Raw genomic sequence first — 23,080 nt, 5'->3', positions numbered from 1 at the left:
TCAGACCAGGCGGCGGGCGGTGGCCCAGCGGGTCAGCTCGTGGCGGTTGGACAGCTGGAGCTTTCTCAGCACCGCCGAGACGTGCGACTCGACCGTCTTCACCGAGATGTAGAGCTGCTTGGCGATCTCCTTGTACGCGTATCCCCGGGCGATCAGCCGCAGCACCTCCCGCTCCCGCTGGGTGAGCCGGTCCAGGTCCTCGTCCACCGGCGGCGCGTCCGTCGACGCGAACGCGTCCAGGACGAAACCGGCGAGCCGCGGCGAGAAGACGGCGTCGCCCTCCTGGACCCGGAAGATCGAGTCCACCAGGTCGGTGCCGGTGATCGTCTTGGTGACATAGCCACGGGCACCGCCCCGGATCACCCCGATGACGTCCTCGGCCGCGTCCGAGACCGACAGGGCCAGGAAACGGACCGGGTTCTCGGGCACGCCCATCAGGCTCGCGCAGCGCCGCAGCACCTCGACCCCGCCGCCGCCCGGCAGGTGCACGTCGAGGAGGACGACCTCGGGGCGGGTCGTGGTGATGACCGTGACCGCCTGGTCGACGTCGGCGGCCTCGCCGACCACCTCGACGCCGGTCACCTCGGTCCGCCCGATCTCGGCCTGCACCCCGGTGCGGAACATCCGGTGGTCGTCGACGAGCACCACCCGCACCCGACGCTCCGCGCCCTTCGCCCCCGCATCGGCTCCGGTCGCCGCTCCGGTCTCGTCGCTCATCCGTCCGCCCTCTCCATCTCGAGCTCCACTTCGGTGCCCCCGCCCTGCGGCGACCGCAGCCGGGCCGTACCGCCGTTGCGCTGCATACGACCGATGATCGATTCTCGTACGCCCATCCGGTCCTCGGGCACCGAATCCAGGTCGAAGCCCGGCCCCCGGTCCCGCACCGACACGAAGACCGTGCGCCCCTCGACCTCGGCGTACACCTGCACAGCCCCTCCCTCGCCACCGTACTTGGCGGCGTTGACCATCGCCTCGCGCGCGGCCTGCATCTGCGCGGCCAGTTTCTCGTCGAGCGGGCAGTCGCCGACGACGACCACCTCCAGCGGGACCCCGTGGTTGTCCTCGACCTCGGCCGCCGCCCGCTTCACCGCCTCGGCCATGGTCTCGGGCTCCTCGTCCCGGCCGGTGCCCTCGGGCTTGTACAGCCAGTTCCGCAGCTCGCGCTCCTGCGCGCGGGCGAGGCGGCGCACCTCACCGGCGTCGTCGGCGTTGCGCTGGATCAGGGTCAGGGTGTGCAGCACGGAGTCGTGGACGTGGGCCGCGACCTCGGCGCGCTCCTGGGCGCGGATACGCATGGTCCGCTCCTCCGTGAGGTCCTGCGACATCCGGACCAGCCAGGGGCCGGCGAGCAGCGCGATCCCGGTGAGGACCGCGACGGCTGCGGTGAGGGCCGTGCCGAGCTGGGCGACGGAGCCGCGGACCACCACGAACACCGCGAGGCCGGTGCCGACGAGCGCGACGCCGACCAGGCCCCGGACGATCTGGAACGTGCGTCTGTGGCGTCCGGAGTCGGTCCAGCTGGCCCGGCGGGCGTTGTCGACCTGTCTCCAGACGAGGACGACACCGACGGCGATGAGGAGGAGCGGCCATATGTAGCGGCCGTTCTCGTTGTCGACGCTGACGTTCCCGACGAGGGCCGCGATGCCGATGCCGAGCGCGATCAGGGCGACGACCTGCCCGCTGTCGGGCTTGCGCAGTCTGCGCCGCCCGTCCGGGGTGGTCTCGAAGAGGGAGCGCGGGGCGGACCGGCCGCCGACGCCGAGGGGGACGACGATCCAGAAGACCGCGTAGAGCACGATGCCCAGGCCGTTCGAGAACGACAGCACCACGAAGAGTGCGCGCACCCACACGACCGGGAGGCCGAGGTGGCCCGCGAGACCGCGCGCGACACCGCCGAGCCACCGCCCGTCGGCGCTCCGGTAGAGCCTGCGCACGGGTGGTTCGTCGGTCTCGGTGACACGAGCGGTTGCGGACATGCACCGATCGTCACACGTCCGGCCCGCCCGGGACATCAGGGTCCGCCCTGAGATCGTCCCTGGTACGGACTCGGGGGCGGCGGCCGCGCGAATATCAGGGTCGGGCCAGGGTCGGCCCCGGTGCCGCTGGGCGTCACCGGCCGTCACCATGGAGGCATGACGAGTTCGATGCCTTCGCAGCACGAGGCCCCGCCGCCGGCGGAGGCCGATCCCGCCCCGCCGCTCCGGCGCTCGCGCGGAAGCAACGTCGTGGGCGGCGTCTGCGGAGGTCTCGGGCGGTACTTCGACCTCGACCCGGTGATCTTCCGCGTGGTGATCGGCGTGCTGGCGGTGACCGGTGGCCTGGGCCTGGTGTTCTACGGCTTCGCGTGGCTGCTGATCCCGCTCGCGGGCGAGGAGGAGAGCGAGGGACGCAGACTGCTCACGGGCCGGGTGTCCGGGGCCTCGCTGGCGGCCCTGCTGATGGCGCTGATCGGCTGCGGGATCTTCCTGTCGACGCTGCACAGCGGCCAGCTGCTCGGCTTCACGCTGACCCTGTCGCTCGCGGTGTGCGGGGCGGCGGTCTGGTCGCAGCGGCGGCGGGCCGGCGGCGAGACCGAGGGCAGAGCGGACTCCGCGACCGGTCTCACCGTCGCCGAGGCGCCGCCCGAGACCAAGGCCCCGCCGATCTACGAGTCCCCCTCCTGGTGGCGGGACCCGATCGTCAAGGACGGCTCGACGGGCAAGGTGGCCGTCGGCTACCTGTGGGGACCGCACGGAATCCTGGACGAGGACGGCCGGGTGAACGGCGAGGTGCCGAAGCCGGGCAGTCAGTGGGGTCCCGGACCGTCGGCGCCCGGGCGTCCGACGCCCTCGGTCCGCCGGAGCCCGCTCTCCATCGGAGGGCTCGTCTTCCTGCTCGCCCTGCTCGCGGGCGGTCTCGGCACGGGCCTGACGTGGGACACCCATCCGCTGGGCACCAGCCTGCAGATAGGCCTGGCGGCCGCGTTGGCGGTGTTCGGCCTGGGCCTCGTCGTCAGCAGTTTCCTCGGGCGGACCGGGTTCGGCACGATCTTCCTGACCGTGATCACGGCGGGCCTGCTCGCGACGGCCTCGGCGCTGCCGGACCGGATCGCCACGGAATGGGTCCGTGAGTCCTGGCAGCCGGTCTCGGTGGCCGCCGTGCAGCCGGACTACGGTCTGGGCACCGGGGTCGGCACGCTCGATCTCTCCCGGGTCCCGCTCCCGGCCGGCACGACGGTGACGACCCGCGCCTCCGTGGGCGCCGGGCGGCTCAAGGTGATCGTGCCGAAGAGCGCGGTGGTGAAGCTGCACGCCCAGGTGGGTCTGGGCGATCTGCAGCTGCCGGGGGCGCCCGCGGGCGACATCGACATCGCGCCGGACCGTGATGTGACCCGGACGCTCACCCCGCCGGCCGGGACCGCCCCGGCGGGCACCCTGGACCTCTCGCTGGAGGTCGGACTCGGACAGGTGGAGGTCACCCGTGCTGCTTCATGAGTTCCGCCCCGGCCGGCTGCTCGTCGGCCTGACGGCCCTCGCGCTGGCCGCGGCCTACGCGGGCGACGCCGCCGGCGCCTGGACGACCCCGTGGTACGCGGTGGTCCCGGTGCTCTGCGGCGGCCTGGGCACCGCCGCCTTCGCGACCTTCTTCGCCTATCGAATACGGCGCCGTTCGGCGAGGAGCCGGTCCAGTGACAGCACCGGGGCCCCGGCCAGCAGCAGCGGGAGCCAGGACATCAGATAGGCCAGGTCGTTGCCGAGGTAGTAGGGGTGCACCTGCCAGCTCACGGTCAGCCAGAGGCTCAGTGAGATCAGGGCGCCGCCGAGCGCCGCCAGTCGGGCGAAGAGACCGAAGAGGGTCCCGAGTCCGACGGCGAGCTCTCCGAAGGCGATGGCGTAGCCGAAGCCGGTCGGGTTGTTGAGGGCGAGGTCGACGAGGGCGGGGATCGCGGAGCTGTCGCGGACGCCGCGCATCATCTCGCCGATGGAGCCGCTGCCCGTGTCGGCGAAGAAGGCGGAGTCGGTGAGCTTGTCGAGTCCGGCGTAGACGAAGGTGATCCCGAGGAAGATCCGCAGCGGGAGGAGGGCATAGCGGGAGGCGATCGCCTTCCACTGGTCGAAGGTGGCCTTCCGCTCGACGAAGCGTCCACCGTCACCGCCGCCCTCGGAGCCGTCGGCGTCCCGGGCCCCGCCCGGGGAAGCGCCGGACCCACCCGAGGAAGCGCCGGCGCCGCTCGGGCCGCCGGACCCGCCCGGGCCCCTGGTGCCGCCCGGGCCGTCGCTCGGGTCGTGCGGCCGGTCCGTCTGTCCCGTCATCGTCGGTCACCTCTCCACGCCCCGTACGACTGTTCGCGGATCGATTCTCCTCGCACCGGGCGCCCGGGGACACGGGAAGGGGGCAGGACGCTCAGTCCACGACGTCGATCGTGACCCGGTTGGTCTCCACGCCGGCCGCGGTGACGACCGAGACCTCCACCCGGCCCGGTTCCACGTCCGCCGGGAGGGGGACCGTCAGGGACGCGTCGGTGGGGTTGGCGAAGCCGCCCGGGACCGGGACCAGCGGCACATGGGCGTGGACGGGGCCGATGCGCACGACGAGACGGGTCAGCGGGTCGGGGGCACCGGCGCCGGGCGGGACGAAGCCGCAGCCGCGGATCTCGATGTCGTCGCCCGTACGGATCGGGGCGTCGAGGTCGCCCGCCTCCCGGGACCGGACCACCGAGTGGATCGTGGGGCGGACGCCCTCGGTGCACTTGGCGGCCAGGTGCCAGGCCGCGGAGAGGCCGACGAGCAGCACGAGGGACCAGGGCACGTCGGGGAGCCGGTCGGGGTCGCGGACCAGGCCGACCGCGGCCAGGACGAGGACGGCGCCGGAGACGAGGAGGTACTGGACGTCGGCGAGGGCGGCGCGGCCGCTGTCGTCGCAGACCAGGTCGGCGGTGCGCGGGCGGTCGGCGCGCACCTTCTGGAGGCGGCCGGCCGCGATCCCCAGCGCGACGACGAGACGGGCGGTGACGGTGACGGAGGCGACGAGGGCGAGGACGGTCAGCAGGCCGGCGCCCCGGGCCAGACCGAAGGCGGTCGCGCCCGCGGAGCGGAAAGCGAGGAAGAGGAGGGTGTAACCGAGGAGCAGGAGCCAGCCGGCGGCGACGGCGCGGGTGGTGGAGAGCCGGTTGTCCTCGCCGATCAGCGGGGCGAGGAGACCGCCGCGGGCCCGGTGGGCGTGGGCGGCGGCGCTGAGCAGGACGGCGAGGACCACGGCGGTGCAGAGGCCGGCGGTGCGGGCGCCGGTCCAGCCGCCGTCGACGGCGGTGAGGGCCTGGCCGAGGAGAAGGGCCAGGACGGCGCCCCAGACCGCGCCCAGACCTCCGCTCCGTACCCGGTCGAGCCAGGCGAGTCCGGCCTCCCTGCCCCGTACGGCCACGGCGCGGGCGGACTGGGCGAGCTCGTCGGAGACCCACTGGCGGGCGGCGACCGGGGAGTGGGCGACGGCGGCGGGGACGCCGTGGCCGGCGGCGAGCTCGTCGCGCCGGGCCAGGAAGGCGGCGACCGCCCGCCGGTGCCCTGCCTGCCCGCAGTGGGCGCAGCCGGCACAGGCCGTCGCGTGCTCGCCGTACTGTCTCGCCTCTTGAACCGCCACGGTGCTCACTCCCGGAGCTCACTTCACGGCCCGCGTCGATGCGTCCCGGCGCTCCCCGAAGGGCCAACCAGCCGTTGATTCCACGGAATTGTGCCGTACCGGCGGCTCCCGCGCCTGCCGCGTGCGCCCCGCCGGAGAGTGATTGCCGCGCCATCTCATTGACGTACAGAAGGGTGAGGCGATGGTGTTACGACAGGAGTTCGGGGTCCGTTCGACTGATCCTGCGCCAGAGGGGCTGGTAGTTGATCCAGGCGACGAGGTCGCTGCCGAGCTGTTCCCGGGTGGCGACGGCCTCGCGGTGGTCGATGAGCACCGGTTTGCCGGCGGCCCGCGCGGTCAGCTGGACCTGGGCGCAGCGTTCGAGGGCGATGAACCACCAGGCGGCGGCGTCGACGGAGGTGCCGACGGTGAGCAGCCCGTGGTTGCGGAGCACGATCGCCTTGAAGCCGCCGAGGGCGACGGCGATGCGGCGGCCTTCCTCGGGGTCCACGGTGACGCCGGTGTAGGCGTCGTAGAGGGCGTGGTCCTGATAGAAGGCGCAGGCCTCCTGGGTGATCGGGTCGAGGAGTTCGCCGAGCGCGGCGAGGGCCCGCCCGTGGACGGAGTGGGTGTGGGCGACGGCGACGGCGTCGGGCCGGGCCCGGTGGACCTGGGCGTGGACGGTGAAGGCGGCCTGGTTGACGTGGTGGCCGCCGCGGAGGACCTGTCCGTCGCCGTTGACCAGGATGAGGTCGCTCGCGGTGAGGTCCTCGAACGGCGCGCCGAAGGGGTTCACCCAGAAGCAGTCGGGGTACTCCGGGTCGCGGGCGCTGATGTGGCCCGAGACGCCCTCCTCGTAGCCGAGCCGTCCGAAGAGCCGGAGCGCGCCGGCGAGCCGCTGCTTGCGGTGGGTGCGTTCCTCCTCGGCCGTCGCGTGGACGGGCGGCAGGGCGAAGTGGAGCCGTTCGACGGGGACGGGGTCCGGTATCACGCTCATGCGCCGGAAGGTAACGCCCGGCCGGTCAAGTCACCAGAGCCTGGACGTGAACGCGACGAAGCCGCCGCCCTTCGCGGGGGCGGCGGCTTCGGTCGGCTCACCGAGCGGGAGGGACTACTCCCACTCGATGGTGCCCGGCGGCTTGCTCGTGACGTCCAGGACGACACGGTTGACGTCGGCGACCTCGTTGGTGATACGGGTCGAGATCTTGGCGAGCACCTCGTAGGGCAGGCGCGACCAGTCGGCCGTCATGGCGTCCTCGGAGGAGACGGGGCGCAGCACGATCGGGTGACCGTAGGTGCGGCCGTCACCCTGGACGCCCACGGAGCGGACGTCGGCGAGCAGGACGACCGGGCACTGCCAGATCTCGCGGTCGAGGCCGGCCGCGGTGAGCTCCTCGCGGGCGATGGCGTCGGCATCGCGCAGCAGGTCCAGGCGCTCCTTGGTGACCTCGCCGACGATGCGGATGCCGAGGCCGGGGCCGGGGAACGGCTGGCGCTGGACGATCTCCTCGGGCAGGCCGAGCTCCTGGCCGACCATGCGGACCTCGTCCTTGAAGAGCTGCCGCAGCGGCTCGACGAGCTCGAACTCGATGTCGTCGGGGAGGCCGCCCACGTTGTGGTGGGACTTGATGTTGGCCGTGCCGGTGCCGCCGCCGGACTCGACGATGTCCGGGTAGAGGGTGCCCTGGACGAGGAAGGCGACCTCGGGGCCCTCCTCCTGGAGGATCTCCAGCTGCGCCTGCTCGAACACGCGGATGAACTCGCGGCCGATGATCTTGCGCTTGGTCTCCGGGTCGGAGACGCCGGCGAGCGCGTTCAGGAAGCGCTCCTGCGCGTCGACGACCACCAGGTTGGCGCCGGTGGCGGCGACGAAGTCCTTCTCGACCTGCTCGGTCTCGCCCTTGCGCATCAGACCGTGGTCGACGTACACGCAGGTGAGCTGCGAGCCGATGGCCTTCTGCACGAGCGCGGCGGCCACGGCGGAGTCGACGCCGCCGGAGAGACCGCAGATGGCGCGCTTGGTGCCGACCTGGGCGCGGATGGCCGCGACCTGCTCCTCGATCACGTTGCCCGTGGTCCAGCTCGGCTCGATGCCGGCGCCGCGGTAGAGGAAGTGCTCGAGGATCTGCTGGCCGTGCGTGGAGTGCAGCACCTCGGGGTGGTACTGGACGCCGTACAGCTTCTTCTCGTCGTTCTCGAAGGCGGCGACCGGCACGACGTCCGTGGAGGCGGTGACGCTGAAGCCCTCGGGGGCGGCGGAGCAGGCGTCGCCGTGCGACATCCACACCGACTGCTCGACCGGGGTGCCCTCGAAGAGGGTGGAGCCGGCCTTGGAGACGTGCAGCGGGGTCCGGCCGTACTCGCGGGCGCCGGTGTTGTCGACGGTGCCGCCGAGGGTGGTCGCCATCAGCTGGAAGCCGTAGCACATGCCGAAGACGGGGACGCCCGCCTCGAAGATCGCGCGGTCGAGGCGCGGGGCGCCCTCGGCGTACACGGAGGACGGGCCGCCGGAGAGGATGATCGCCTTGGGGTTCTTGGCCAGCATCTCGGCCACCGGCATGGTGGACGGGACGATCTCGCTGTAGACCCGCGCCTCACGGACGCGACGGGCGATGAGCTGGGCGTACTGGGCGCCGAAGTCGACAACGAGGACTACGTCCGGGTTGGAGACGTCGGGCGCGGCAGCGGGAGTCGCTGATGACACTACGGCGGCCTTCCGGCGGTAGGAGAGGTTCCCTCGTGAGGTCCCCTGGCGGTTCCCGTGGGGTCCCTGAGGGTTCCCTCGAAAGGGGGGCTATTTGTCGATTCTACCGGCGCGCCGGTGTCGTTTTTCGTCTCACCATCCGAACCCGGGTTGTCCCGGGGTGCGCGAAGGGGTCCATACTGTCGCCATGCGCAAGCACTCGACCTTCGTCTTTACCTATGGCAACCGGCCCACCGGCTGCCATGGTCGTGCTGCTTGAGCAACTGACAAGCGACTTCCCAGGCGCCCCGGGCCGACAAGGCCCGGGGCGTTCTGCTTGTCTCCGGGCGATGTCGCCCCGGGGCTCCAGGACCCGACACCCGAGGAGCCCCGCCATGACGACGAACACCACGACCACGAAGACCATCACCGAGCGGACCGGCGCCCGCACGGACGAGGCGGCGACGCTGATCGGCGACGCCCGTGAGCGCATCGACGCCCTCGACGACCGGATCATCGGCCTCATCCAGGAACGGATGGCGGTCTCGGCCGTCATCCAGCAGGCCCGGATCTCCTCCGGCGGCCGCCGGGTGAACCTGGCCCGCGAGATGGAGGTCCTCGGCCACTACAGGGACGCCCTGGGCAAGCCGGGCACGGCGCTCGCGATGACGATGCTGGAGCTGTGCCGGGGCCGCATCTGAATCCGGTGACTCCGGCGGACGCGCCCGGGTGGGCCTCCGTACCCGAGGTAGGACGCGCCCGGGTGGGCCTCCGTACCCGAGTTCGGTCGCGCTCTCACCCGTACGGCGCGTGACCGGTTCCGGCCGGGCTTCGTTGGTCCGGTTGTCCGTGCCAGCCAGGGGCGGGCCCGTAGAAACCACGCGTGGCTTCGCTGGGGCGTGTGGCGTACCTCTCGGGTACGTCGTGGGACCTCGCACCAGCGCGCGTGACCGGACAGCAGGGGACAGCAGCCCGGTCACCCAGAAAGGGCGGTCGGTCCCGGGGACGCCCGGGGCCGGCCGCAACCGGCCGATCTTCCGATCCTCCCGTCCCCCGATCCCCCCGATCCCCTCCCCCTCGCGGCGCAACCCCCCGGCGCCGCCCCGCTCGGCACCGCCGCTGCCCTGACACCGGTGCCGACCTCAAGGGCCCCGCGCCGCGACCGGAATCGCGAGCGCGGGGCCCTTTTCACGTCTGCCGGACCTCCCCCCACAGGACGTGACGCGCGTCACACGAAGATCCTGTGCAACCGCTACAACCAATCGCGGGGGCCGAAGGTCATCTATGCAGCAACACCAAAGCTGGAAGGGCGCTGCACTCGGAGGGGGGTGCAGCGCCCTTTCACGCGAGCCGGCACGTGAGCCGGTGCGGATCAGTCCTTCTTCGGCGGGACCGCCGGCATCCCCAGGAACGGCAGCCGCAGGGCGCCGAAGGCCTCGGACGGGACGGCGGGGGACTTCGGCTCGACCGCCGAGAGCCGTACGTACGCCTCCCCCTGCCGCGGGCGCGGGTCCTCCTCGCCCTTGTTCGGCCAGAAGGACATGGCGCGCTCGGCCTGGGCCGTGATCGTCAGGGACGGGTTGACGCCGAGGTTGGCGGAGACGGCCGCGCCGTCGACGACGGAGATCCCGGGGTGGCCGAAGAGCCGGTGGTACGGGTCGATGACGCCGCTCTCGCCGTCGGCGCCGATCGGGCAGCCGCCCAGGAAGTGCGCGGTCAGCGGGGTGCCCATCAGCTCGCCGACGTTGGAGCCGGCGAAGCCGTTGATCTCCTCGGCGAGGAGGGTGGCGGCCCGGGTGGCCGCCTCGATCTGCGTCGGGTTGGGGGCGCCGTGGCCCTGGCGGGCGGTGAGCAGGCCCTTCCCGAGGCCGCCCGGCTTGCGGAAGGTGGTCAGCGAGTTGTCCAGGGACTGCATGACGAGGCCGATGATGGTCCGCTCCGACCAGCGCCGGTTGGACAGCGAGCGGGCCGCGAGCGTGGGGTGCTTGACCAGTTCGAGCAGCCACCTGCGCACCCGGTGCGCGCCGTACGGCACCTGGAGGACGGTCATGCCGCCCATGGAGTTGGAGCCCTTGCCGTAGCGGACCGGCTCGATGTGGGTGTTGTCGTCCGGGTGGATCGACGAGGTGATCGCGACGCCCTTGGTGAAGTCGACCCGGTCCTTGCCGTGCCGCTTGCGGTAGCGGCGGTCGGTGGTCTGCGAGCCGACCAGCGCCTCGGAGTTCGTGCGGGTCAGCTCGCCGAGCCGGCCGGAGATGCGGGGCAGCAGCCCGGTGTCCTTCATCCGGTGCAGCAGGGTCTGCGTGCCGTACGTGCCGGCGGCGATGACGACCTTGCGGGCGGTGAAGGTCCGGCCGGCGCCCTTCTTCTTGTTGTCGGTCGGGAGGGTCTTGACCGCGTAGCCGCCTCGCGAGTCCTCGGTGACCGCGACGACCGAGGTCATCGGGTGGACGACCGCGCCCGCCTTCTCGGCGAGGTGGAGGTAGTTCTCGTTGAGGGTGTTCTTGGCGCCGTGGCGGCAGCCGGTCATGCACTCGCCGCACTCGGTGCAGGCCTTGCGGGAGGGCCCCGCGCCGCCGAAGAACGGGTCGGCGACCTCGCCGCCGGGCTTCGCCTTCGCCGTCCCGTCGCCGTCCTGCCCGTCCCCGAAGAACACGCCGACCGGCGCCATGTGGAAGGTGTCGCCGATCCCCATCGCCTGGGCCGTGGCCTTCAGGTGCACGTCGGAGGGCGTCATCGTCGGGTTGAGGCGCACGCCGAGCATCCGCTTGGCCTGGTCGTAGTAGGGCGCGAGCTCCGCACGCCAGTCCGTGATGTCCTTCCACTGCGGGTCGTCGAAGAAGGGCGCGAGCGGCTCGTAGAGGGTGTTGGCGTAGTTCAGCGAGCCACCGCCGACGCCCGCGCCGGCGAGGACCATGACGTTCCCCAGCAGATGGATGCGCTGGATGCCGTACAGGCCGAGCGTCGGCGCCCACAGGAAGTTCTTCAGGTCCCAGGAGTTCTTCGGCAGCTCGTGGCGCGCGAAGCGGCGCCCGGCCTCCAGGACGCCGACGCGGTAGCCCTTCTCGGTGAGGCGAAGGGCGGTGACCGAGCCGCCGAAGCCGGAGCCGACGACCAGGACGTCGTAGTCGTACGAGTCGTCCTCGTCCTGATTCTGGGCAGGGGGTACCGCGGTCATGGCTCTCCTCGCAACGGAAAGGTGTGAAAGGGAAAGGGCGTCGGCGCGGACGCGGGTGAAGGGGCGTCAGCGCAGGCGCAGGGCCTTCATCGCCTTCAGGGACACGCTCATGAACGCGGCGTACTTCTCGTCGTCCATCCCGAAGGACGGCGCGAGCGGAATCAGCCGCTGTTGGGCGACGGTCTGCGCCTCGGTGTACTTGAGGATGCCCTCGGAGCCGTGGCGGCGGCCGAGCCCGGAGTCCTTCATGCCGCCCATCGGGGACTGCACGCTGCCGTACGCGGGCGCGTACCCCTCGTTGATGTTGACGGTTCCGGTGCGCAGCCGGGCGGCGACGGCGTGGCCGCGGCGCGAGTCCTTCGTCCAGACGGAGGAGTTGAGCCCGTACGGGGTGGCGTTGGCGAGCTCGACGACCTCGTCCTCGTCGGTGAAGCGGTAGACGGAGACGACCGGGCCGAAGGTCTCCTCGCCGCAGACGGCCATCGGGGCCTCGACGCCGTCGAGGATGGTCGGCTCGTAGAAGAGGGGGCCGATGTCGGGGCGGGCGACGCCGCCGGCGACGAGCGTGGCGCCCTTGGCGACGGCCTCCTCGACGTGCTTCGTGACGGTCTCCAGCTGCCGCTCGCCGACGAGGGAGCCCATGTCCGCGCCGTACGCGAGGGAGCTGCCGAGGCGCATGGCCCTGGTGCGGGCGGCGAAGCGCGCCAGGAAGGCGTCGGCGATCGACTCGTGCACGTAGAGCCGCTCGATGGAGATGCAGAGCTGGCCGGCGGAGGAGAAGCAGGCGCGGACGGCTCCGGCGGCGGCCTTCTCGATGTCGGCGTCCTTGAGGACGAGCATCGCGTTCTTGCCGCCGAGTTCGAGGGAGACGCCGACGAGCCGGGCCGCGGCGCCCTGGGCGACCTCGCGGCCGGTGCGGGTGGAGCCGGTGAAGGAGACGTAGTCGGCGTGCTTGACGACCTCGGGGCCGACGACCGGGCCCTCGCCGAGGACGACCTGGAAGACCTCGGCGGGGAGTCCGGCCTCGATGAGCAGGTCACGGGCCCAGAGCGCGGTGAGCGCGGTCTCGGTGTCGGGCTTCATGACGACGGCGTTGCCGGAGACGAAGGCGGGGAGCGCGTCGCCGACGGAGAGTTCGAGGGGGTAGTTCCAGGGGGCGATCTGGCCGACGACCCCGCGCGGCTGGCGCAGCTCGGTGACCTTGGTGAGGGTCGGCACGACGCCGGTGTGGCGCTTGGCGCGCAGGTACGAGGCGGCCTTGCGGCCGTAGTGGCGGGCGGCGACGGCGACCGCCTGGACCTCCTCGTGGGCGTGCAGGCGGGCCTTGCCGGTCTCCAGCTGGATGAGGTCGAGGACCTCGGCCTGCCGCTGGAGGACGAGGTCGTGGAAGCGCAGGAGGACGGCGGCGCGGGCCCGGACGGGGGTGGCGGCCCAGACGGCCTGGGCGGCACGCGCGCGCGTGAAGGCCTCGGCGACGTCCTCGGGGGTGGACTCGGGCAGGTCCGCCAGCTTGTCCCCGGTGAAGGGGGTGTGGTTGGCGGTCCGGCCGGAGCCGACGACTCCACGGGTGAGCCGGGCGACCAGCTCGGGCGTGACGACGTCGGCGGCGGTCCGCGCGCCGGCGGGCGCGGGCGCGACCGGGTTGGTCGCGCCGGCGGGCGCGGCCGGGCGGGCCGCCTCGGCGGCGGTGTCGGCGAGAACCGTGGGGGCGGCGGGGGCCTGCGAGTCCGTCATGAGGGCGAGCGTAGGCCGCGTTCCGACCTTTGGGTACCCGTCGGTAACGCGTTTTCACCCTCTCCGCACATCGCGCCAGCGATCACTGGCACATAAGCCCTGATCAGTGGCTTACGGCCGTCCGCGGCCGCGCCTGGAGATTTTCCCGCCCCTCGGTCGGCTCCTCGGTCCGCTCCTCGGTCCGCGCCTCGGTACGCCCGTCGGTCGGCTCCTCGGTCCGCGCCTCAGTCCTCCGGTGCGCGCCAGTGCTGGACGACGATGTCGAACTGCTCCCGGGTGGTCTCCCAGCTCGACTCCGGCGAGGACATGTAGATGGCGTACTCGGTGCCGTCGTCCTCGTAGTACATCTGGTCGATCGCGTGCCGCGGCCCGGGGAAGGTCTTCTTCTCGGTCCAGGTGAACTCCCACAGACAGGAGCGGACCTCGTCGCGATAGGTGGTCTGGAGGAGCTTGACCCGGTTGTAGTCCATGCGCTTCCCGAGCTGCCGCTCCAGGTCGATGGCGTGCATGTACGGGTTCTCGAAGTCGGGGCTCTTGTCGATGCTGATCCGGATGCGGTGGCGGCCGTTGTCCGGGGTGTAGTCGATCTGGTCGCCCTCCGTCTGCCGCTTCCAGCCGTCCGGTACGACGAGGCTGAAGCCCTCCGGGTCCTCGACGCGGTGCCAGCCGGCCGGGATGCCGTCCGCGGCGCCCTTGGTGGCGGGGGAGGTCGCCGGTGTGGTCCGGATTCCGTCGCCGCGGTCGCCGCGGTCGCCGCCCGCGTAGTTCATGGCTGCGAAGACGGCACCACCGGCGACGACCCCGGCGAGCAGCGCCGCGAGCACGGCGGAACGCCAGCGGCCACGGCCGGAGGGCGGCGGGGAGGAGGGGACGAGGGTGGGATGCGAGGTCTGCGGCTGGTGCGGTACGGAGGACGGCTGCGGCTCCTGGGGGGACTGGGGCCACTGCGCGGTGGCCTTCGCCGTCCCGCCCGCCAGGATCTCCGTACCCGTGCCGTCCGCCTGCCGGGCCTCGCGCGCCGCCGAGTCCAGCTCCTCCCTGGCCACGCGCTGGGTCGGCACGTACGCCTGGGCCGCCGCCGGCGCACGCCCCTCCATCGCGTCGAGGAGCATCCGCTCGGCCTCGTCCGCGCGCGGCCGCTGCGCCGGGTCCTTGCGCAGCAGGGCCACGATGACGGAGGCCAGCGGCCCCGCCTTCGCCGGGTGCGGCGGCTCCTCGGTCACCACGGCCTGCATGGTGCTGATCGGGGAGGTGCGGCGGAACGGCGAGGTGCCCTCCACCGCCGTGTAGAGCGTGGCACCGAGGGACCAGAGGTCGGAGGCGGGGCCCGGATCGCCGCCCTGTACCCGCTCGGGCGCCAGATAGTCGATGGAGCCGACGATCTCGCCCGTACGGGTGATCGTCGAGTCCCCCTCGATCGCCGCGATCCCGAAGTCCGTGATGAGGACGCGCCCGTCGCGCGCGAGCAGCACGTTGCCCGGCTTGACGTCCCGGTGCAGCACCCCGGCCGCGTGCGCGGCACGCAGCGCGCCGACGACGTGCAGCCCGATCCTGGCCGCCTCGCGGGGCTCGATCGTGCCGGCCTCCTTGGCGGCGTCGGCGAGCGAGGGCCCGTCGACGTACTGCATGACGATCCAGGGCCGGTTGTCGTGCTCCAGGACGTCGTGGACGGTCACCACACCCGGGTGCGTGATCCGCGCGGCGGCCCGCGCCTCCTTCTGCGTACGGGCGTGCAGCACGAGCCGGTCGGCCTCGGCCACGAACCGGCCCGCCGTCAGCTCCTTCACCGCCACCACACGGTGAAGCACCTCGTCGTGCGCGCGCCAGACCTTGCCCATGCCGCCGCGGCCGATGGACTCGCCCAACCGGTAGCGACCGGCGAGCAGAAGCCCCGACCCTGTGCTCTGAGAAGCGCTCTGAGAATGTTCCACTTGCCCCCGCCCGTTCCTTCTGATGCCAGGTTACGGAGGGGGGTACGGGCGGCGGAACCTCGGGGCCGTCATAGGAACAGCACTGTGACCAGGGGCCAGTGAGACATTCGTATCAGCGTCCCGGCCGGAAACCCCTCGTGGCCTGCTCGTAGATCTCCGACACCTTGTCACGCTCGCTCTCCGGCCCGATCACCTGGACGACGTGGTACCGACCGCCGTCGATCAGGGCGAGATTGCGCACGAACACCTCGCGGCCCGTGCTGTCCAGCCAGGTGTAGGACCCCTCGGCCGTCGGCGTCCGGCCGATGTCCACCCGGCGCGCCCGCTCCACCCGCGACCAGCTGGACGAGCGGTACGGCTCCAGCTCGCGCTCCTTGGCGTTCTGGTACTCCAGCGGGTCCGAGCCGTTGCCCTGGACGCCGTCCCGGCCGGGGACGACGATCAGCGTGAAGTCTCCGCCGGCGTAGCGCACTTGCCCGGCGTCGTTGATCGGGCTGCGCCGCCACCCCTTCGGAACCCCGACCCGGAAGCCCTCCGGGTCCTGGCGCAGGTCGTACCCGGCGGCGAGCGCGGGGGACGAAGTGTCCGCGGGGGGCGGGGTGGTGGCCGGTCTCGTCGACGGCTCGGCCGAGGGTTCGGCCGAGGGTTCGGCCGACGGCTGCGCGGAGGGTTTCGTGGTCGTGGTGGGCGGGGTGGTCGGCGCACCACGCGGCTGCTCGCCCTCTCGGGGCATGAACAGGACGGCGTACGCGACGGCCCCCGCGAGCAGCAGGAGGACAAGGATCAGGAGCGTACGGCCCAGGGAGCGCGGGGAACCCGGCGTACGGGAGGACGACGGGCGCGCGGAGGACCGGGGGGCGCGCGGGGCGCGCTGCGGGATCTCCTCGTCGAAGTCCTCGCGGAAACCGTGCGTGAACTCCTCGCGGTAATCCGGCTGTACGCGCGCGTGGCCGTACTCGTGGTCGCGCTCGTGGTCGCGCGCGTGGCCGTACTCGTGGTCGTGCTCCTGATCGAGTTCGGGGCCCCGCGAAGGCTCGCGCCGGGCCGCCGGGCGCGGGTCCTTGCCGCGCTTGTGACGGTGCCGGCCCGCGCCCGCTCCCCCGCGCCACCGGCGCACCAGCTCCCCGCGCCGGCGCACGATCGGCAGCCGCGCCTCGTCGAAGGACGGCAGCGGTACGACTCCGAGCCCGGCCTCCGGCTCCGGCGCCGAGCGGACCAGGGAGCGCAGCCAGCCGCGCAGCTCCTCGAAGTCGGGCCGCTCGGTCGGGTCCTGACGCAGCAGGGACTCCACGACCGGGCGCAGCGGCCCGCACTCCTCGGCGAAGGCCGGCGGCTCGGCGCAGACCAGCTGGACGAGCTCGGCCGCGCTGTCCTCGGGGTACGGGGCATGGCCCTGGACCGCCCGGTAGAGGAGCGCGCCGAGCGCCCACAGGTCGGTCGCGGGGGTGATGGGCGGGGCGAGGCGCCAGTTCTCGTGCACGGGGCCGGCCTGCTCGGGCGCCCAGCGCTCGGTCACGGCGCCGACGACCGCGATCCGGGTCTGGCGCGCCCGCTCGGCGGCGAGCCGCGTGGTCGGGCCGCGGTGCGCCTGGGCCGGGATCGCGAGCGGCGCTTCCTCACGGGGGCCGGCGGGTGCCGGAAGCCGCGCGGGATCCGGGGTCGCCGCCGTGTACCCGGCGGGCAGCGCCGGACGGCCCGAACCGGGCAGTACGGAACCCCCGCCGGCCGGGATCGGCCCCGAGCCGTCCCGTGCGGCGTGCGGGCCGTCGCTCCAGCTGCCGGCCAGCATCACGCGCGGCGGCGGGCCTGCCTGCGGGCCACCGCCGTACGGCTCGTCGCCGTCCTCGTCGTCGTCCTCGTCGTCCGCCACCCGGGCCCACCACTGCGGCTCGGGCGCGCCGGACGCCTGTGCCGTGGGCGGCGGGGGCGGCTCGGGCCCCTCCGGCGGCGCGGGGCGCTGGACGGGGAGGGCCCCGGTCTCGCCGAGCGCGGCGGCGGCTCGCGCACCTGCCCGGTACGCGGCGATGGCCCCGGCCCGCGCGGCCCGCACGTCGGCGGTGGGCGGCGTGGCGACGGGCTGCGTCTCGGTGGCGGCGGTCGGCGTGGCCCGCCCGTAGGGGTCGGACCCGTACCCCCCGTAAGGACCGGGACCGGGACCGGGATCGGGACCGGCGCCTGTACCGGTGTCGTCGTCGGTGTCGCCCGGGTCCGGGGCCCCGTAGGGGTCGGATGCCGCGGCGTCCGGCTCCTCGTACACCTCGACGTCGTACGCCTCGGGGTCGTACGCCTCGGACTCGTACGCGTCGACAGCCTCGAACGCGTACGGCTCGGGCGCGTACGGCTCCCGCCGGTACGGCTCCAGTTCGTACGGCTCCCGCGCGTACCCCTCGGAGCCGTACCCCTCGGAGCCGTACCCACCGGCCTCGTACTCCCCCGCCTCGTACTCCTCAGGCGCATCCGGATCGGTCACGAGCTCGACCGACCCGGGCTCCTCCGGCTCGTGGATCTCGGGCTCGTGGATCTCGGGCTCGGCGGCCGGGGGCGACGCGAACTCGTCGGACTGTTCCGGGACCGGGGCGTAGCCGCAGAGGGCCTCCTCGGCGGCGCCCACCGCGAGGCCGCTGAGGACCACACGGCCGTCGTCGCAGACGAGCACGGTCCGGGCGGTGATGTTCCGGTGCACCCAGCCGTGGGCGTGGAGCGCGCGCAGGGCGGTGAGGACGTCGGCGCCTATCTCGGCCGCGCGGTACGGGTTGAGGGGCCGCTCGGCGAGGAGCGCGGCCAGCGGTCTGGCCGCCACGCGCTCGCTCACTATCCACAGCGAGCCGGCCTCGGCGAAGACGTCGAAGACCTGGTCGAGCAGGGGATGGTCGGGGATCTGCGCGGCGGCCTGGGCCGCCTCGATCGCGCGGCGCACGACGGGCTCGGCCGGCCTGCGGGTGGCCGGGCCCGCGCCGCCGTAGGGCCCGGCGGGGCCGCCCTGGCCGTCGAGGACCTCGGCGTCGACGAACTCCGGCAGCGGCACCTGGCGGACCAGGACCTCCTGCCCGCTGTAGGTGTCGAACGCGCGCGTCTCCACCGGTTCGTACGCGTCGGCGTCCGCCGGTGGCAGCGGCAGGCGGTAGCGGTCGGCGAGCACCCTTCCCGCGTAGTCGTCCACGACGCCTCCCCCGCGCGCACGCTGTCCCCCGTGGTCCCGCGGATCCCTCGGGATCGGGCGGGATCACGCGGGTCTCGTCAGTTCCGGTCCGGCACCGCGCAGTTGACGGCTCTGTTCGGCTGCGTTCGGTCCATGAACCTCACGATACGTGCCACCGGTCAGTCCTTGGGGCTGAACGTGGCGAACGCGGTGTCCCGCAGCGTCTTGCACTCCGCGCCGTTCCACTCGTCCGCCGCGCAGCTGACCATGATGGAGTAGCCGTGCTTGGCGTCCACCTTGAAGCCGCGGTTGAGCACGTGGACACGGATGCCCTTCTGCGTGCGCTCGAACTCCCAGTCGGCGACGGTCGGGTAGCCCTTGTACGAGACCGGCCTTATGCCGAGGTGCTTGTAGTCCTGGCTGGAGGCGGCCACGCCGTACCTGGCCAGCTCCCAGGCGTTCGCCGCGTTGTCCTTCGGGCTGCCGTTGTAGTCGACCTGGACGCGCGGGAAGCCGCCGCTCTCGTTGAATATCGCCCCGAGGTCGTAGCCCGGGATCGAGCGGAGCTTGAAGGACGCCGGCATCGCCATCGAGAAGTGGAGCTTGTCGTTGCTGACGAGGGTGTAGCCGGCGGGCAGCTGTGCGCCCGCGCCGCCGCCGGGCTTCCCGGAGGGCGTGGTGCCGTTCTGCCCGTCCGTGGACGCCGTGGTGCCGTCGGTGCTGCCGGTCGATCCCGTGGCGCCGTTGTCGCCGGGCTGGGTGCCGCCCTGCTGCCCGGGGCCGCCCGAGGACTGGCCCTGGGCACCGCCGGAGCCGCCGGAACCGTCGGCTCCACCGGTCGAGGCGCCGGCCGAGGCGGTGGTGCCCCCGTCGCCCTTGCCCTGGTTGCCCTCGTCGCCTCCGCCGCCGAGGGAGACCGCGAGGATCGTCCCGAGCACGGCGAGGACGGCGACCGCGGCGATGATCACCAGGGTGCGGCGCGGTACGACGTCGGTCAGCGGCGCGCGGGCGGGGGCGGGCTTGCCGCCGCCCCGCAGCGGCTCGGTCGCCGGTCGCGGCGCGGGCTTCGGCTCGGCCTTCACGGAGGCGGCCGCGTTCCGTACGGACTTCAGCGCGCCCCGCATCCGCTCGGCGGCCACGTCGGGACCCCGGTCGGCCGCCGGGACCACCGGGGCCTGGTCGGGGTGCGGCGGCAGCGGTACGACGGTGGTGACCTCGGGCGAGGCCACGGGCGGCGCCTCGGGCGCGTCGAGCACGGCCCGCAGGAGGACCCGGGCGCCGGCGTCGTCGAGCCGCTGCGCCGGGTCCTTGGCGAGGAGGCCGTAGATGACCTTCTCCAGCTCGGGCCCGGCGTTCTTCGGCGGGTCGACCGGCTCGGTCATCACGGCCGTGAGGGTGGCGATGGCGGAGCCCTTGTCGTACGGCGGGCTGCCTTCGACCGCGGCGTAGATGAGGCCGCCGAGCGACCACATGTCGGCGGCGGGACCGGGCTTGTGGCCGCGGGCGCGCTCCGGGGAGATGTACGAGGGGGCGCCGACCAGCATGCCGGTGGAGGTGATCGAGGGGTCGCCCTCCACCTGGGCGATGCCGAAGTCGGTGAGGACGACCCGGCCGTCCTCGGCGATGAGCACGTTGGACGGCTTCACGTCGCGGTGCAGGATGCCCTCGCGGTGCGCCGAGCGCAGGACGTCGAGGATGGCGAGGCCGACCTCGGCGGCGCGCCGGGGCGTGAGGGTGCCGTCCTCACGGACGGCGTCCGCGAGGGACTTGCCCTCGATGAGCTCCATGACGATCCACGGGCGGTCGTCCTCGTCGACGACGTCGTAGACGGTGACGGCGCCGTTGTTGCGGATCCGGGCGATGGCCTTCGCCTCGCGCAGGGTCCGGGTGATGAGGCGCCGCTTCTCTTCCTCGTCGATGCTGGTGGGGAAGCGGAGCTCCTTCACGGCGACGGTTCGGCCGAGGGTCTCGTCGACGGCGCGCCACACGGTGCCCATGCCGCCGCGGCCGAGGACCGCGCCGAGCCGGTAGCGGCCCGCGAGCAGTCGTCCTTCGCCGGCCGGTTCCTTGCGGAACTTGTCGGCGCCTCGCGTGCCGACGGCGGCAGGCCGGCGGTCGCTCTCGCCGTCGCCGTCCCCGGCGCCGAAACCGGCCCGTCCGGTCGACGGCTCGGTGCCGCGCAGCCGCCCGTTCGCGACGGCGTCGTCACCGGCGGCCCCGGCCCCGCTCGCGGTCCCACCCCCGGCCGCGGCACCAGCACCAGCACCAGCACCAGCACCAGCCTCGGTCCCGGCCTCCACGCCGGTCGCGCCCGGAGCCGTCGCCCCGTCGGAGGGTGCGTCCTGAGGGTCCTTCACCTGAGCGCCCTTCACGTCACCAGCGGTCCCCGCGGGCTTCGCGTCCTCGACGCCCCGCTCCGGTTCGCGCACCTCCTCCGGGGCCTGTGCACCCCGGCTGACCTGCGCGTCCTCCGTGTCCCGCTCCGGCTCACGCGCGGCCGGAACCGCTCCTCGGTCGCCGTCGGTCGCGGCCCCCGCGGCGGCGTCCCGCCTGGGGTCCCTCGCCTTGTCCCGCGACTGCTCCGCCTCCGACATGCGTCCCCTCTGCGATCCCTGATCTTCGCCGCGTCTGCCGCTTCCCGCGCGATGCGGTAACCCGCCCTGGAAGAGAGGCCATTGTCCCTCACCTCGGGGCGGGTGGCGCCCCCGGGTCCGCACTCCGGGATACGACGCCTCCGTACGCCCCCGAGGTTCCCGCGGGACGGGGATCCCCCGGACACGCCGCCGGGCCTCCCCCCTCACCTCCCGGACTCCCCCGGACGTCCCGTCAGATCGGCACGATGTCCGGCGCCCCGAGCCGCGCGGCGTCCGCCGTCAGGTCGTCGGGCTGGCGCTGCGACTCGCGCTCGGCCTCGACCCGCTTCTCGTAGTGCTCGACCTCCTTCTCGATCTGGCCGTCGTCCCAGCCGAGGACCGGTGCCATGAGTTCCGCGCATTCGCGGGCGCTGAGCGTGCCGCGGTCGAACGTCTCGATGGAGATCCTGGTCCGCCGGGTGAGGACGTCGTCGAGGTGGCGCGCCCCCTCGTGCGAGGCGGCGTAGACGATCTCGGCGCGCAGGTAGTCCTCGGCCGCGGCGAGCGGTTCGCCGAGGCCGGGGTCGGCCGCGATCAGGTCGAGGATCTCCTCCGTCAGGGAGCCGTAGCGGTTGAGGAGATGCTCGACCCTGACGACGTGCAGCCCGGTCCTCGCGGCGGTCTTGGCCCGGGCGTTCCACAGGGCGCGGTAGCCCTCGGCGCCGAGGAGCGGGGTGTCCTCGGTGACGCAGGGGGCGACGCGCTGGTCGAGTCCGTGCACCGCCTCGTCGACGGCGTCCTTCGCCATCACGCGGTACGTCGTGTACTTGCCGCCGGCCACGACCACGAGGCCGGGGACCGGGTGGGCGACGGTGTGCTCGCGGGAGAGCTTGCTGGTGGCGTCCGACTCGCCGGCGAGGAGCGGCCGCAGGCCCGCGTAGACGCCCTCGACGTCGTCCCGGGTGAGCGGGGTGGCGAGGACGGTGTTCACATGCTCCAGGAGGTAGTCGATGTCGGCGCTGGAGGCGGCGGGGTGCGCCTTGTCGAGGTCCCAGTCGGTGTCGGTGGTGCCGACGATCCAGTGGCGTCCCCAGGGGATGACGAACAGCACGGACTTCTCGGTGCGCAGGATCAGTCCGGTGGTCGAGTGGATGCGGTCCTTGGGCACGACGAGGTGGATGCCCTTGGAGGCGCGGACGTGGAACTGGCCGCGCTCCCCGATGAGGGCCTGGGTGTCGTCGGTCCACACGCCCGTGGCGTTGACGATCTGCTTGGCCCTGATCTCGTACGCGACGCCCGCCTCGACGTCCTGGACGCGCGCGCCGACGACCCGCTCGCCCTCGCGGAGGAAGCCGGTGACGCGGGCCCGGCTGGCGGCCCGGGCGCCGTAGGAGGCGGCCGTGCGCACCAGGGTGGTGACGAAGCGGGCGTCGTCCATCTGGGCGTCGTAGTACTGCAGGGCGCCGACCAGGGCGTCCTTCTTCAGGCAGGGCGCGACCTGCAGGGCGCCCCGCCGGGAGAGGTGCCGGTGGGCCGGGAGGCCGCGGCCGTGGCCGGAGGAGAGCGACATCGCGTCGTACAGCGCGACGCCCGAGCCGGCGTAGAACCGCTCCCAGCCCTTGTGCTGGAGGGGATAGAGGAAGGGGACCGGCTTCACCAGGTGGGGGGCGAGCCGCTCCAGGAGGAGTCCGCGCTCCTTGAGCGCCTCCCGTACGAGCGCGAAGTCGAGCATCTCCAGATAGCGCAGGCCGCCGTGGATGAGCTTGCTGGACCTGCTGGAGGTGCCGGAGGCCCAGTCGCGGGCCTCCACGATGCCGGTGGAGAGACCTCTCGTGGCGGCGTCGAGGGCGGTTCCGGCGCCGACGACCCCGGCGCCGACGACCAGCACGTCCAGCTCTCGCTCGGCCATGGCCGCGAGTGCCTCGGCGCGCTCGGCGGGTCCCAGTGTCGCTGTCCTCACGCTGCTGCCTCCCGTCGTCCCCCGTCCGTCCCACACGCCCGCCCCTAGGCCCCGCACACACCGGGGCCGTGGCGACGTGCACGAACCGCGAACCGGGCCCCGTGTGGTCCGGCTCACAGCTCGATTCTGGCCCGGTCCCGCGACTTCAGCCACCGCCTCGCGACCGACCTGTGGATAACACTCGGCGACGTTCAGCTTCACAATGCCGCATATCGGTCATATTTACGCCTAGTCTGACATTGCGCTCGACCCGTTCTGTCCACCGGGCTTGCGCGTCGCGTCCCCTC

General features: G+C 73.1%; 14 protein-coding genes. 2 read left to right on the top strand and 12 right to left on the bottom strand.

All coding sequences use genetic code 11. From position 1 onward, the window contains the following. Positions 1–717, bottom strand: a complete 717-nt coding sequence (locus AB5J54_RS24385; RefSeq protein ID WP_369146025.1) for a LuxR C-terminal-related transcriptional regulator — start codon at positions 715–717, stop codon at positions 1–3. Continuing rightward, positions 714–1,976 (bottom strand): PspC domain-containing protein, encoded by a 1,263-nt coding sequence (locus AB5J54_RS24380; protein WP_369146024.1) that lies wholly within the window; start codon positions 1,974–1,976, stop codon positions 714–716. Before AB5J54_RS24380 ends, AB5J54_RS24385 begins: the two co-directional genes overlap by 4 nt. A gap of 156 nt (positions 1,977–2,132) precedes the next feature. Here AB5J54_RS24380 and AB5J54_RS24375 point away from each other — a divergent pair, with 156 nt between their 5' ends. Further along, positions 2,133–3,473, top strand: a complete 1,341-nt coding sequence (locus tag AB5J54_RS24375; RefSeq protein WP_369146023.1) for a PspC domain-containing protein — start codon at positions 2,133–2,135, stop codon at positions 3,471–3,473. Positions 3,474–3,629: 156 nt separating this feature from the next. Here AB5J54_RS24375 and AB5J54_RS24370 read toward each other — a convergent pair whose 3' ends face one another. The 4 genes from AB5J54_RS24370 to guaA all read right to left on the bottom strand — a co-directional run bounded on the left by AB5J54_RS24370 (position 3,630) and on the right by guaA (position 8,299). Then, entirely contained in the window at positions 3,630–4,079 is a 450-nt protein-coding gene (locus AB5J54_RS24370; protein WP_369149443.1) for a DoxX family protein, read from the bottom strand. Between the two features lie 304 nt (positions 4,080–4,383). Next, complete coding sequence (locus AB5J54_RS24365) at positions 4,384–5,625, bottom strand: hypothetical protein (RefSeq protein ID WP_369146022.1); 1,242 nt, start codon at positions 5,623–5,625, stop codon at positions 4,384–4,386. A gap of 178 nt (positions 5,626–5,803) precedes the next feature. Next, on the bottom strand, positions 5,804–6,592 hold the full coding sequence (locus AB5J54_RS24360; RefSeq protein WP_369146020.1) for a class II aldolase/adducin family protein: 789 nt from the start codon (positions 6,590–6,592) through the stop codon (positions 5,804–5,806). Between the two features lie 114 nt (positions 6,593–6,706). Next, positions 6,707–8,299, bottom strand: a complete 1,593-nt coding sequence (gene guaA / locus AB5J54_RS24355) for a glutamine-hydrolyzing GMP synthase (RefSeq protein WP_369146019.1) — start codon at positions 8,297–8,299, stop codon at positions 6,707–6,709. Between the two features lie 374 nt (positions 8,300–8,673). Between guaA and AB5J54_RS24350 the strand changes: the two genes are divergently transcribed. Then, entirely contained in the window at positions 8,674–8,979 is a 306-nt protein-coding gene (locus AB5J54_RS24350; protein ID WP_369146018.1) for a chorismate mutase, read from the top strand. Between the two features lie 671 nt (positions 8,980–9,650). Here AB5J54_RS24350 and AB5J54_RS24345 read toward each other — a convergent pair. From AB5J54_RS24345 to AB5J54_RS24320, 6 genes are all read right to left on the bottom strand, one after another. Further along, positions 9,651–11,456, bottom strand: a complete 1,806-nt coding sequence (locus AB5J54_RS24345) for a GMC oxidoreductase (RefSeq protein WP_369146017.1) — start codon at positions 11,454–11,456, stop codon at positions 9,651–9,653. 66 nt (positions 11,457–11,522) lie between these two features. Continuing rightward, positions 11,523–13,190, bottom strand: a complete 1,668-nt coding sequence (locus AB5J54_RS24340) for a succinic semialdehyde dehydrogenase (protein WP_369146016.1) — start codon at positions 13,188–13,190, stop codon at positions 11,523–11,525. Positions 13,191–13,414: 224 nt separating this feature from the next. Then, positions 13,415–15,121 carry a protein kinase gene (locus tag AB5J54_RS24335; RefSeq protein ID WP_369146015.1) on the bottom strand — a complete coding sequence of 569 codons (1,707 nt, stop codon included), beginning with the start codon at positions 15,119–15,121 and terminating at the stop codon, positions 13,415–13,417. A 112-nt stretch (positions 15,122–15,233) separates the two neighbouring features. Continuing rightward, on the bottom strand, positions 15,234–18,281 hold the full coding sequence (locus AB5J54_RS24330) for a protein kinase (protein WP_369146014.1): 3,048 nt from the start codon (positions 18,279–18,281) through the stop codon (positions 15,234–15,236). A 158-nt stretch (positions 18,282–18,439) separates the two neighbouring features. Beyond that, a complete protein-coding gene (locus AB5J54_RS24325) occupies positions 18,440–20,854 on the bottom strand; it encodes a protein kinase (RefSeq protein WP_369146013.1) in 2,415 nt (804 codons plus the stop codon). A gap of 232 nt (positions 20,855–21,086) precedes the next feature. Further along, on the bottom strand, positions 21,087–22,793 hold the full coding sequence (locus AB5J54_RS24320; protein ID WP_369146012.1) for a glycerol-3-phosphate dehydrogenase/oxidase: 1,707 nt from the start codon (positions 22,791–22,793) through the stop codon (positions 21,087–21,089). Positions 22,794–23,080 lie beyond the last annotated feature (287 nt).

Source organism: Streptomyces sp. R44, assembly GCF_041053105.1.
Lineage (GTDB): Bacteria > Actinomycetota > Actinomycetes > Streptomycetales > Streptomycetaceae > Streptomyces.
Note: the sequence above shows the minus strand (reverse complement) of the source record. Positions and strands in the feature narration are given on the sequence as shown.

Excerpts from the sequence above, each read along its gene's own strand:
- AB5J54_RS24385 (WP_369146025.1), bottom strand. The coding sequence starts at position 717 with ATGAGCGACGAGACCGGAGCGGCGACCGGAGCCGATGCGGGGGCGAAG.
- AB5J54_RS24380 (WP_369146024.1), bottom strand. The coding sequence starts at position 1,976 with ATGTCCGCAACCGCTCGTGTCACCGAGACCGACGAACCACCCGTGCGC.
- AB5J54_RS24375 (WP_369146023.1), top strand. The coding sequence starts at position 2,133 with ATGACGAGTTCGATGCCTTCGCAGCACGAGGCCCCGCCGCCGGCGGAG.
- AB5J54_RS24360 (WP_369146020.1), bottom strand. The coding sequence starts at position 6,592 with ATGAGCGTGATACCGGACCCCGTCCCCGTCGAACGGCTCCACTTCGCC.
- AB5J54_RS24350 (WP_369146018.1), top strand. The coding sequence starts at position 8,674 with ATGACGACGAACACCACGACCACGAAGACCATCACCGAGCGGACCGGC.
- AB5J54_RS24345 (WP_369146017.1), bottom strand. The coding sequence starts at position 11,456 with ATGACCGCGGTACCCCCTGCCCAGAATCAGGACGAGGACGACTCGTAC.
- AB5J54_RS24340 (WP_369146016.1), bottom strand. The coding sequence starts at position 13,190 with ATGACGGACTCGCAGGCCCCCGCCGCCCCCACGGTTCTCGCCGACACC.
- AB5J54_RS24325 (WP_369146013.1), bottom strand. The coding sequence starts at position 20,854 with ATGTCGGAGGCGGAGCAGTCGCGGGACAAGGCGAGGGACCCCAGGCGG.